Annotated in this window: 8 protein-coding genes and 1 pseudogene; 3 read left to right on the forward strand and 6 right to left on the reverse strand. The window is 42.0% G+C overall.

Features of this window, described 5'->3' with window-relative positions:
- Nucleotides 1-292 precede the first annotated feature (292 nt).
- Both AC0VYC_RS09470 and AC0VYC_RS09475 read left to right on the forward strand, forming a co-directional pair.
- A complete protein-coding gene (locus AC0VYC_RS09470; protein WP_335350843.1) occupies nucleotides 293-1,489 on the forward strand; it encodes a cytochrome P450 in 1,197 nt (398 codons plus the stop codon).
- Nucleotides 1,490-1,607: 118 nt separating this feature from the next.
- Entirely contained in the window at nucleotides 1,608-3,647 is a 2,040-nt protein-coding gene (locus tag AC0VYC_RS09475; RefSeq protein WP_056704322.1) for a molybdopterin oxidoreductase family protein, read from the forward strand.
- A 46-nt stretch (nucleotides 3,648-3,693) separates the two neighbouring features.
- Here the strand turns inward: AC0VYC_RS09475 and AC0VYC_RS09480 are convergent, their stop codons facing one another.
- The 3 genes from AC0VYC_RS09480 to xylA all read right to left on the reverse strand — a co-directional run bounded on the left by AC0VYC_RS09480 (nucleotide 3,694) and on the right by xylA (nucleotide 7,339).
- A complete protein-coding gene (locus AC0VYC_RS09480) occupies nucleotides 3,694-4,380 on the reverse strand; it encodes a glycoside hydrolase family 11 protein (protein WP_008346560.1) in 687 nt (228 codons plus the stop codon).
- 94 nt (nucleotides 4,381-4,474) lie between these two features.
- Nucleotides 4,475-5,968 carry a xylulokinase gene (gene xylB / locus AC0VYC_RS09485; RefSeq protein WP_427244158.1) on the reverse strand — a complete coding sequence of 498 codons (1,494 nt, stop codon included), beginning with the start codon at nucleotides 5,966-5,968 and terminating at the stop codon, nucleotides 4,475-4,477.
- 33 nt (nucleotides 5,969-6,001) lie between these two features.
- Entirely contained in the window at nucleotides 6,002-7,339 is a 1,338-nt protein-coding gene (gene xylA, locus AC0VYC_RS09490; protein ID WP_024718319.1) for a xylose isomerase, read from the reverse strand.
- A 214-nt stretch (nucleotides 7,340-7,553) separates the two neighbouring features.
- On the opposite strand from xylA, the gene xylR reads away from it, so the two are divergent.
- Nucleotides 7,554-8,714: a transcriptional repressor XylR gene (xylR, locus tag AC0VYC_RS09495; RefSeq protein WP_035703222.1), complete on the forward strand. Its 1,161-nt coding sequence runs from the start codon at nucleotides 7,554-7,556 to the stop codon at nucleotides 8,712-8,714.
- Between the two features lie 46 nt (nucleotides 8,715-8,760).
- Here xylR and AC0VYC_RS09500 read toward each other — a convergent pair whose 3' ends face one another.
- The 3 genes and pseudogenes from AC0VYC_RS09500 to csaA all read right to left on the reverse strand — a co-directional run bounded on the left by AC0VYC_RS09500 (nucleotide 8,761) and on the right by csaA (nucleotide 12,631).
- Nucleotides 8,761-10,365: a glycoside hydrolase family 43 protein gene (locus AC0VYC_RS09500; protein ID WP_440148532.1), complete on the reverse strand. Its 1,605-nt coding sequence runs from the start codon at nucleotides 10,363-10,365 to the stop codon at nucleotides 8,761-8,763.
- 25 nt (nucleotides 10,366-10,390) lie between these two features.
- Nucleotides 10,391-11,781: pseudogene (locus AC0VYC_RS09505) on the reverse strand (glycoside-pentoside-hexuronide (GPH):cation symporter).
- 517 nt (nucleotides 11,782-12,298) lie between these two features.
- Complete coding sequence (gene csaA, locus AC0VYC_RS09510; protein ID WP_017367427.1) at nucleotides 12,299-12,631, reverse strand: chaperone CsaA; 333 nt, start codon at nucleotides 12,629-12,631, stop codon at nucleotides 12,299-12,301.
- Between the last annotated feature and the right edge of the window lie 267 nt (nucleotides 12,632-12,898).

Genomic DNA, 12,898 nt, shown 5'->3' on the forward strand with positions numbered 1-12,898 from the left:
TATGTTAGCCGTGTTTTTCAAAACCATCAATTTAGATCAAAAGAACTATACAGATTTGAATCATAGTACCCTTTCGTTCGACTGAATTCACCATTTTATTTTTGGTTTCGGTGACTTCAATTCTAGTTTTTAGAAAGCGCTATCATTTTGATGACTTTCTATTTTCCTATAGGATGAATGTGTTTGAATCTTTCGATTAGACTATTGACATATTTTAGAAAACATGTCCGTTGAAATGCGTTTTTTGTGGTGATACCGTGAAAGGGAATCAAGAGAAAAAGGAGCGTTCATAATGAAAGTAAAAGAAAATTACGTCAATGTCATCCCAATGAAAGAAATCCGATCTACAGATGACCTTCTTTTCCCATTCCCTATCTACAATGAATTACGATCGCAGGGTGATATTCGATACGATGAAACGAGAAAGTGCTGGGATCTTTTTCGATATGCTGATATTCAGTCCGTTCTGAAGCAGCCAAAAGTGTTTTCATCACAGCGAGGAAGAAGCACATCTAAAACGAGTATTTTAACAATGGACCCTCCAAAACATACCAAAATGAGAGCACTCGTCAATAAAGCCTTCACGCCAAAAGCGATCAAACAAATAGAAGAAAAGATCAAAGACTTGACCCATGATCTATTACATCAAGTAAAGGATCAACGAACCTTCGATATTGTGCAAGATCTGGCCGCTCCCCTACCTGTCATGATCATCGCCGAGCTTCTCGGTGCAGAAGTGAAAGACAGAGAGCTGATCAAAAAACATTCAGATGCTCTAGTTGCAGGAGCCAAAGATGATTCAAAAGAAGCTGTTCAAGCCGTTGTCGACATGCAAAAACAAGCAGAAAAAGAGCTGTCAGAGTACTTTGCTCATTTGATCCAAAAACGAAAAGAAACGCCAGCCGATGATTTAATCTCCCTTCTCATCCAAGCGGAAATTGACGGTGAGCGTTTATCAGAAAATGAACTGCTTGGCTTTTGTATACTCTTACTCGTTGCTGGTAATGAAACAACAACGAATTTAATCACAAATGCCGTACGACTTTTAACAGAGCAGCCGCATATCGCCGAATCAGTGCGGCAAGACCTGTCTCTCATTCCTCAATTGACAGAAGAAACGCTACGCTATTATCCGCCTGTTCAAGCGATTGGGCGAGTTGCAGCAGAGGATGTTCAGATTGCCGGTTCTCACATTGAAAAAGGAGACTATCTTATCAGCTGGGTGGCATCTGCGAATCGTGATGAACGGAAGTTTGACGATCCAGATACGTTTCGTCTTGACAGAAAATCAAATCCGCATTTGAGCTTTGGCTTCGGCATCCATTTTTGTCTTGGTGCCCCTCTCGCCCGGCTTGAGGCTCATCTAGCACTTGAGGTTTTACTCCGTACGTTTCGAGAAATCACCTGTGCGGCAGATCAGCTGAAACCGATTCAAAGCACGTTTGTGTTTGGGGTCAAAGAATTCCCTGTGCAGGTCACCCGTTTTTAAAAGTCCCTTTCACTAGGGGCTTTTTTTCATATGCTTATCCTTACCTTCCTCGTCTGAACATGCTAAAATAAAATCCATATGTACAGTGATCACGGAATTCGGAAAGGAAGCTAAACGTATGACCGATTACACAGCAATGAAAGACGGAATATTCAAATCAGTTTGTTCGTTAGATTGCCCTGATCAGTGCGGTCTTTTAATACATAAAGAGAACGGAAAGATCGTTAAAGTTCAAGGAGATCCAGATCATCCAGTCACTCAAGGAAACATTTGCAATAAAGTGCGGAATGTCACAGCTCGTTTATATGATGAAAAACGTCTGACAACACCATTAAAACGTGTAGGTCAAAAAGGTGACCGGCAGTTTGCTCCAATTACGTGGGAAGAAGCGATTGAAACCATTCGTCAAAAATGGACAAAGCTGATCGAAGAAAAAGGACCAGAAAGCATTTTGCCTTACAGCTTCTATGGGAATATGGGGAATCTCAATGCAGAAGGAATGGACCGCCGCTTTTTCTATCGACTTGGCTCAAGTCAGCTAGACCGAACCATTTGTCAATCAGCCGGAACAACTGGCTATAAATATACAATGGGCGCAAGCATCGGGACAGACCCAGAAGAGACCATTCATACGAAACTATTTATCTTTTGGGGCATCAATGCGGTTTCAACCAATATGCATCAAATCACGTTGGCACAAAAAGCTCGAAAGCAAGGGGCTAAAATTGTCGTCATTGATGTGCACAAAAACCAAACGGGCCGGATGGCAGATTGGTTCATTCCGCTTCGCCCTGGCACTGACAGTGCGCTAGCTCTTGGGATCATGCATGTCCTTTTTAAAGAAGACCTCACAGATACGTCATTTTTAGAGACTTACACGGTCGGTCACAACGAACTTCGCGAGCATGTGAAGCAGTACGATCCAGAAACGGTTGAACAAATCACGGGTGTCCCGAAAGAAGACATCATCACACTTGCGAGAATGTACGCAGAGACATCGCCGTCTCTCATTCGTATTGGCAATGGGCTACAGCATCACGATAATGGCGGTATGAGTATTCGAACCATCTCCTGCCTCCCTGCCCTCACCGGTCAATGGCTGCACAAAGGCGGCGGTGCGATGAAATCGAACTCTTCTTTTCTTAGTTATAATGAAATCGCTCTTCAGCGGCCGGAATTATTAAAGGAACGCGAACCTAGAACATTTAATATGAATCAGCTGGGCAGCGTGCTAACGAACGCAGAACCTTCTATTGATTCTCTTTTTGTCTACTCTTGCAACCCGGCTGTTGTGACACCTGAAGCAAATAAAGTAAGAGACGGTTTGATGCGGGAAGACTTATTTACGGTTGTCCATGACTTGTTCATGACAGAGACGGCCACTTATGCGGATATTGTTCTGCCAGCGACCTCTGCTTTTGAAAATGAGGATTTTTATACTTCATACTGGCATCATTACATTCAAATTCAAGAACCTGTTATAGAACGTTATGGAGAAAGCAAATCAAACACAGAAGTGTTTCGTCTTTTGGCTCATGCGATGGGCTTTGAAGATGAAGCCTTTAAAGACACAGATGCGGAACTAATGGAACAAGCTCTTCATCATCCTGAAAATCCGCACTATGAAAACATTTCATATCAAGCGTTAAAAGAGAAAAAGTGGATCAAAGCAAAACGAGGGCCTTTCGAAGATTTAAAGCTCCCTACCCCAAGCGGGAAAATTGAGCTTTACTCTGAACAAATGAAAAAAGATGGATATCCAGCCCTTCCAACCTATGTACCTTTATTTAAGGAAAGTGATTATCCACTGACGTTTATACCGGGACCAAACCATAATTTTCTTAATTCCACCTTCTCTCTTCATGAGAAGCATCAAAAGCTTGAGAAATTTCCGAAGCTTCATATGAATGAACAAGATGCAAAAGAAAGACAGATTGAAGATGGGGACATGGTTCGTGTGCTGAATGATCGAGGAGAATGCGAGCTCATCGTGTCAGTCGGACAAAATGTGTTATCTGGCGTTGTTGTCAGCCAGGGATTATGGGCAGACCAAAAAGGCAAAAAACATTTGGTGAATGGCCTCACACCTGATCGTTTGGCAGATATGGGCGGTGGTGCGACGTTCTTTTCCGGCAGAGTCGAAGTTGAAAAATTATGATAGAAAGAGCCAGGCGTTTTGCTCCCGGCTCTTTTCTTTGACTTTTTTAGTTGCCAATAAACAGCTGATTGGTCATCACATTTGCACTTCCGCTGCTTTGGTAGCCTTCTACAGTAAATGCCGTTTCATACATTTTCCCCATTGGCATCCCTAAGCTTTCCCATTTTTTAAAATGCGCACTGACGGAGACCGTTCCGCTTGTACGTTTCGTTTGACGTACACTCCAATATTGCTTGAAGGTTGCGATCCCGATAATGGAAGGCTGATTGACACGGGTTGTTTCATAAATGTCATATGTGCCCCCGTCTGCATAAAATGTTCCTTTATGTGTGCCTGTTGGACGGTATGTGCCCCATGAATCAACAATGTAGTATTCTGCTAATGGAGATTGTGTCCAGCCATAGACACATAAATAGGAATTCCCGACTGGGTTAAAACTTGCGTTGTAATTGATGGAGATGTTGCCAAGTTGATGGTGAGTTCTAGTGGAATCAAACTTTTTTCCTTTTCGAAATAAAGCATTTCCGATATTGTTCCAGCCTGCACTAAATGCCCCGCCGTTATTGAGTGTCATCGAGGTGTTTCCATAATCCTTCCATAATTCATAATCGTACCCGCTATGGTTACCCATTTCATTATTCGTAATGGTTCTCGCATGGGCTGGTACAGCCGTCAGTATAAGCGTCAGTCCAATACACATCACAAACAACAGTCTTAATTTTCTTAAATTCATCTTCCATTCCTCTCCTTTTTCATCCTTTTGATTCTGTCATCTCTAAGATGAAACGAATTCATCACCTCCTTTCATGCCCCTACTCACTACTAGATTATCGATACTGTGCTAGACCCGCATGAATGTCTCTTGTGTTTGTATAAATGCTTTGATACAAACGAAAGAGATGATCATATACATCGACATGCTGTTGATTTGGTGTAAATACGGCTGCTTGTTGGATAAACTGATCCGCGCACGCCTCAAGTGACTCGTACCAGCCGCACCCAACTGCTGCAAGCATCGCTGCACCTAACGCAGGCCCTTGCTCATTTTCAAGCTGAATCACCTTAGCTTGAAAAATGTCTGCCTGCATTTGAAGCCATGTATGACTTCTCGCACCTCCACCAATGGACACAATAGCATCGATTCTTTTTCCGGCCTGCCTGAATAAAGCGATCGATTCATTTAATGAAAAAGTGATTCCTTCGAGCACAGCTCTAACCATATGCGCTTTTTCATGCCGGCTGTCTAATCCAATGAAGCTTCCACGAATGACTGAATCTGCATGAGGCGTTCTTTCCCCAACTAAATATGGCGTAAACAGCAATCCATTTGCGCCAGGCGCTATATCCTTTGCTCCGGCTAAAAGGGCTTTAAACGAATCATTTGGAGCAAGTAAAGATTTAATCCAATCGAGGCTATAACCTGCTGATAAAGTGACTCCCATTGTATAAAAAGCGTCTTTTTTTGCATGATGGAATAAATGCAAGTTTCCATTCAGCTCTCTGTTATGATTTTCTTCATAGGAAAGAATGACACCTGATGTGCCAATGCTGCATAGTGTGTGACCTGATGATAAAATGCCGGCACCAATGGCACCGCAAGCATTATCCGCTCCACCCGCAAAAACCTTCGCCTCTTCTGTCATCCCGGTTTCCTTTGCGATCTGCGGCAAAAGTGTTCCAACCTCCGCCTCCGATGAAACGAGCGGCGGGCAAATACGAATCGGAATATCAAAGGTTTGACAAATCTCCTCACTCCATGTTTGTTCTCCAATATCCAACAGTAACGTACCAGCCGCATCAGAATAGTCCATATGAATAGCGCCGGTTAATCGATATCTGACATAATCTTTTGGAAGTAAAAACAAATGGATTCGTTGATCAATTTCTGGTTCATGTTCCTTTACCCATAACAACTTTGGCAGTGTAAACCCTTCTAATGCCTGATTTTTTGTGATCGCTTGCAGCCTGCCTCCTAGCTTTTCTGTCATGCGCACGCATTGCGGTGTTGTTCTTGTGTCATTCCACAAGATGGCAGGCCTGAGCACCTGAAGGGATTCATCCAATAAAACAAGGCCGTGCATTTGTCCAGAAAAACTGATGCCTTCTACCTGCATTGACTGAACAGGCTTTCTCTCCATAAGTTCTGTCATCGCGGCCATCGTCTGCTCTACCCAGTCTTCAGGATTTTGCTCACAATAACCTGGTTTGCTTTGAATGAGGCGGTAAGATTTAGTCGTCTCGCAGCATACCTTCCCGCTCTCATCTACTAATATCGCTTTGACTCCGCTCGTTCCAAGATCAATTCCCATCACATACTTCATGTGTTCACTCCTTCAAAACAGCAGCCCGCTCCATTAATCTTCTAACAAATATTGATTCAATCTGGCTTTCAGCTGTTCCTCTCTGCCAGATTCGTTTCTGATGAGCGGATGTTTCAGTGCATATTCTTCTAATGTATGAAAATTTGCCGTTCCTTCTGAAATCTCCCGTCCAATTCCTTCAGAAAAACTCCGGTACCGGTGCTTGATCACATCTTCAAACACACGGTCTTCTATGAGTCTATGAGCCACCCGCAGCCCTTTTGCGAATGCATCCATCCCTGCAATATGGGCATACAGAAGATCTTCCAGTTCAAAGGAGGCTCTTCTGACTTTTGCATCAAAATTGAGACCGCCTGTTCCAAGTCCGCCATTTTGCAAAATTTCATACATGGCGAGTGTTGTGGCATATAAATCCGTTGGGAATTCATCTGTGTCCCAGCCTAGAAGGGAGTTTCCTTGGTTGGCATCAACGGAACCGAGCAGTCCATGAATTCTTGCTACACGCAGCTCATGCTCAAACGTATGACCCGCTAATGTCGCATGATTGGCCTCGATATTTAATTTAAAGTGTGTATCCAATCCATATTGTTTTAAAAAGGCGATCGATGTCGCTGCATCCGTATCATATTGATGAGTTGTCGGTTCCTTCGGCTTTGGCTCAATTAAAAATTGACCTGTAAATCCAATTTCTTTTGCATAATCGACCGCCATATGCAAAAAGGTCGCCAAATGGTCAAGCTCTCTTTTCATATCTGTATTCAGTAGTGTGTCGTAACCTTCTCGTCCTCCCCAGAAAACATAATTCTCTGCGCCGAGTTCCTTTGCTGTTTCGATGCCCTTTTTCACTTGTGCAGCTGCATAGGCAAATACATCTGCATGACAGGATGTCGCTGCACCGTGAACAAATCTTGGATGTTTAAACATATTAGCCGTGTTCCATAGAAGCCGAACCCCGCTTTGCTGCATGTAATCTTTCATTCTTTCTATGATGATGTCTAACTGCTGATTGGTCTCTTGAAGCGTGTCGCCCTCTGGTGCAATATCACGGTCATGGAATGAAAAATACGGAACATCCAATAGATCAAAGAGCTGAAAAGCCACTTCCAATCTAGCTTTCGCCAAATCCATTCCACTATAAGAATCCCAAGCTCTTTTCATCGTGCCAGTTCCAAACATGTCTGTTCCATCAGCAGTCAGTGTATGCCAATAAGCGACGGAAAATCGCAGGTGGTCTTTCATTGTCTTTCCGCCAATCATTTCGCTCGGATTATAATATTTAAATGCGAATGGGTTCTTTGAATGTTTTCCTTCATATTGAATGTTGCCAATCCCCTGTAAACTACTTAACGAAGTCATATTTGATTTGACCATAAGTGATTCCCCCCTATATATTCACTTAGTAAGTTGATTCAACAAACGAACAAACGAGTTTACCAACTAATCTCTTTGAATTTTCCATATTTTTTAGTTTTTTAGAAATATTTTCGTTATAATAAAATGAAAAGCATGTTTTATAGAGAATGAACACGATAAAAAGTGGCTTTTCTTCACTTAATCTAAAGACGAAACAAATGGAGTGGATACAATGGATATTGCGGATCAGAACTTTGTGAAAAAAATAAATCAAAAGCTATTGCTAAACGAAATTCTGCACCATGCACCAATTTCCAGAGCAAAATTATCTGAACGCACTGGGTTAAATAAATCGACCGTTTCTTCTCAAGTGAGTACATTAATGAAAGAACATCTTGTTTATGAAATCGGTCAAGGCGAATCTAGCGGCGGAAGAAGACCCGTGCTTCTCATGTTTAATAAACGTGCAGGTTACTCTATCGGCATTGATGTCGGTGTTGATTATGTCAACGGCATTTTAACAGACCTTGAAGGGTCGATTATTCATGATGAGCAGCTCAAGCTCCCATCCAGCACACCTGATGTGACCGTCCGTATTTTAATTGAATTGATTCAGCAGTTACGTTCACACATTCCTTCTTCTCCATACGGGCTGATTGGTATAGGGATTTGTATACCAGGTCTGGTCGATGCAGATGAACAAATTGTGTTTACGCCTCATTCAAAATGGAAAAATGTCGATCTAAAAACAAGTCTCCAAGACACATTCCAAGTACCGGTTTTTATCGAGAATGAAGCAAATGCCGGTGCGTACGGTGAAAAAATCTTCGGTGCTGCTAAACATTATGACCATCTGATCTATGCAAGTATCGGCACTGGAATTGGAATAGGCATCATTATCAATCATCATTTATATAGAGGCACGAACGGTTTTTCTGGTGAAATGGGACATATGACGATCGACTTTAATGGACCGACATGTAGCTGCGGAAATCGTGGTTGCTGGGAACTGTATGCATCTGAAAAGGCACTGTTCCAATCGCTCCAAACAGATGGTCAGCCATTCACCTATCAAGATATTGAGCGGCTGGCGAAGTTAAATGATATGAAGACACTCAATGCCTTGCGTAACTTTGGCTTTTACATTGGGGTAGGTCTCACAAACGTTCTGCATACCTTCAACCCACAAGCCGTTATTTTACGAAACAAGGTCATTGAATCTGAGCAGGCCGTTCTAAGTGTCATTCAAGATGAAGTATCCTCTAGAATGGATGCACAATTCAGCTCACGGGTGGAGCTGCTTCCTTCATCATTAGGACAAAACGCACCAGCCTTAGGGATGACATCTCTTGTCACTGAAGCTTTTTTGCGTGATGTCACGCCTTCACCATAATGGAATACATGTTAAAGAGAGACAGCCTTTAGAGTGTTGTCTTTTTTTATTCAGTTTCTTCGTATCGAAAATACTTAAAATCGGCAGGCAGACGTTCGCCGCTTGTGTCTTGGCACTGCATTCCGACAAAAGCCCCTGTAAAGAACCCCCCTCCTCGAATAAAATCATCTGATAAATGGGTCGATTCAAGCGGTATATCTATTTTTTTCCACTCTTGTTGATCAAAAGAATAAGAATACGTGTACGTCTCTTTCTGAACAGTCACTTTTAAATACACATACGGAATCTCGTCTGGGATGATGATTTTTTTAATTAGCGGCTGAGAAAAGGCCAGATTTTCACACACAGATAACTCAAGGATACGGCCAAGCGCCTCGTCATAAGTCACCTGAAGTGCAGTCCAATTTTCCGTATTATAATAATTCACAAGACCTGCCGCTTGCTGAAAGTTTTTCGGAAAGAAGGAAACCGCTGTCTCTGCTTCAAAATAAAAGCTTTGCCAGCGCCTCGCAACAAACGCTTGGGTAAATTTAGACGTTAAAGATTCCTGCCCATACAGCCTTAAATGATGAGGATTTTCCGTCACTGAACCAATCTGATCCGTAAATGGGATTCTTAATGTTTGAAAATGTCTATTTAACGATGAATCTTTAAATTCATCGACTATGTGATAGGTTGGAGAGAACTCTTTTACGCTCATCGCAGGCGCTTCAACCTCTAGGAGCCCCTCTTTTCCGCCTACCACATACGGCCAGCCATCTTTCCATTCAAGCTTTTGTATGGCTGTCTCTCTTCCTAAAGGGCACCAGCCTCTTTGCTGAAAAATGGATTCCTTCCTTGAATGAATTGGGCGGCCAGTCAGATGAGCCATATACCATTCATTTGTATGCGTTTGTACAATAGAAGCATGCCCGCATTTTTGTAGTGGATGGCTAGGCGCATGAAAAGCCGTTAAAATTGGGTTGTCAGGATGAACCTCGTACGGCCCATCAATACGCGAGGAACGGGCGATTGTGGCTGCATGTTCGTAACGTGTTCCCCCTTCAGCTGTTAATAAATAATAGACATCATTGATGTAATAAAGATGTGGGGCTTCTGTCAGTTTGATTGGCGTGCCTTTAAAAATGACCTTCCGCTCACCGACCAGTTTTTTTTCAGATACACTATATTCCTGCAAGGCTATACCTGCAAAGGAGTGATGTTTTTCTCGATGGTCCCACAGCATATTCAACACGTATTTCTTTCCGCTTGGATCATGGAACAAGGAAGGATCAAACCCAGAACTATTGAGCCGAACCGGATCGCTCCACTCGCCATCTACTTCGTCAGCTGTGACCAAATAATTATGACCATCCTTAAACGGACCATCTACTACTTTAATATCTGAATAGATGAGCCAAAACTGACCATCCGCATAACTTAAACACGGCGCCCATACCCCGCCGGAATCAGGATTTCCTTTCATATCGAGTTGAGAAATTTTTTGCAATGGACGCGCGACGAGCCGCCAATGGACGAGATCCTTCGAATGATAAATTTGCACCCCTGGGAACCATTCAAATGTAGAAACCGCCATGTAATAATCCTCTCCCGCACGGCAAATACTTGGGTCAGGGTTAAACCCTTTGAGCACTGGATTAGTAATCTTCAATTGAACTTCCTCCTCTTTCAGAGAACTACATTTTAAAGTCGTCCATATGATCGATATACACCTTGTCTCTATTCTCAAGCTCTCGTACGACTTTTTTATGTTTTTCTTCATCTAGGTTATAAAAATTAATATCAACCATCGCTAAAATTAGTAAGCATACAGGAATCACCGTTGTCGTGATTAAAATGCCCAGTAAAGCTTCTGGTGTTTGCACTTGGTTTGCAATATAACCAAATCGGTCAAGGACAAGCCCTGGAACGATGCCGCCTAAGGCCATCCCAAATTTAAAGAAGAAGCCAATCACTGCGTAATCAGTCCACCCATTCTTTTCCCTGTTTTATATTCACCATATTCAACGGTTTCAGGAATGAGTGCCCACATGTAAGCACCTGCTGTAATACTCCCTGCAGCCGCAACGAGCCTGAAAACAAGTATTAAAGTGATTTGACTCGGCGGGATCACAAGTAATGCAAGAAGGCCAACAATATTCAGCAATAATGAATAATTCAGCAGCTTTTTCTTTCCTAACAACTTGTGCAGCTTAGGAATAAACGGCAACACCATTAAAGCTGGCAGACTGCCAATCAGGCCGTACCACTTCACTAAATCTTCTCTGCCGAGGTTATACGTCACATAATAAATCCCGACTGAGTTGCTGATCGAGTTCACACCAAAGATAATGATAAAGAAAATGCTTAGCACAACAAGCGGACGATTCACTCGTAACTGGACAAAGAGATCACTGAACTTGATCTTTTCCTCTGGCTTTTGAAGCGTGACGCGCTCATTCGTACTTTTAAAACAGAAAATCAGTAATCCGCCCCCAAGTACGCCGAGAAATGCCATCGTGATCTGCCAGCCAAGTGCTGTATTTCCTGTTGTATCACCCAAAAACGTCGCAAGAAACGGAACAAAAAAAGCAACAACTAAACCACCGAGATTTGCAAAAAGCATACGAACAGACGTAATACTGACGACCTCTTGGTTATTTCTTGTCATTGCGGAAGTTAAAGCACCATAAGGAACATTGATGAACGTGTATGTAAGCGATAAACCAACATACGTGATGTACGCATAAATGAGTTTTCCCATTTCGGAAAAATCCGGTGTCGTAAAACAAAGAATGGCAAGAACGGCAAAAGGTAACGCACCAAATAACAAATAAGGTCTAAACCGGCCAAAACGGCTGTTCGTTCGGTCAACCATCGCCCCAATAAACGGATCTGCAAGCGCATCGATGGCCCGAACCACCAAAAACATTGTCCCTGCTGCTGCTGCTGATAATCCATAGACATCCGTATAAAAAAATAATAGATACGTAGAGACAGTTGCATAAATTAAATTACATGCGAAATCTCCTGAAGCATACCCCACTTTTTCAGACATACGAATCTTCTTTAAATTCTCACTCACCATGAGTTTTCTCCCTTCTTCACTTAGCCTCTTCTAACGGACAGATGGTGCAGGGCAGCAGCAATCAATAGGTCGAAAATAAAACGCTTTCAATTCGTTGTAAAAATGAAGCTGAACATCTCTTTCTTTCAGCTTAGCCCACATAGCAGCAAATCATTCGTTTTAAACAATAGATCAATAGATGATCGACATCTTAGTTTATCGATTAAACAAACTAAGATGAATTCATTTTATAAAATATGATCTGACTTTTCAATATTTTTTGAAAAAATAATCCAAATAATTGATTTCTTGTCATTTTTTCTATGATATGAGGATATGAACCTTCTTTTTATCTTCCAAAAACAAAGAGAACTCAAATAATGGTTGCATTCATACCAATCCCATGCTATATTAATCAAGCGATGAGCTGAATTGTGTAAGTCGGGTAACACGTCTCTTTGAGACACACACGAATGTGGCGTGTGGTTATTCCGCCTCAATACGCAAAAGACATCTTCTGATGAAGATGTCTTTTTTCTTACCCTATTTTGGTGCCATTTTCAACCGGCTCATCAGTAGCAAGCAGGACAACGTCTTCTTTTGACGGCATGCCTCCTAAGACAAGCACCTCTGATTTAAACCCGGCAATTCTTCTTGGCGGGAAATTGACCACTGCAATAATTTGTTTCCCAGTGAGATTCTCAGCCTGATAACGTTTTGTCAGCTGTGCACTAGATTGTTTTATGCCAATCTCATCCCCAAAGTCAATCTTCAGCTTGAAAGCAGGCACTCTTGCTTCTGCAAAAAATTCTGCTTCTACTATCGTCCCAACGCGAATGTCTAACGCTAAAAACTGTTCAATATCTGCCATTAGAATCTCTCTCCCTTTCAATCTTTCATAAAAAAGGTCACATTTTTCTTCTGCTGGATGACCACTTGTCTTCCACTAATTTCTTAATTGTAGCACACCCTACTCTTCTAAAAGAAAGAGTTAAAAAGCCTATTCATTGAAAATCCTTTTTAGTTTACATAATGATTTTATAGTAGTCTATTAAATGTTTGCATCATGAAAATGAATTCGGTAAAATGGCAAATAATCCTACTGCTTCCTCTCGAATATTTCGGGGAGGGTTAACAC

This window comes from Bacillus sp. iso_77, assembly GCF_056173625.1.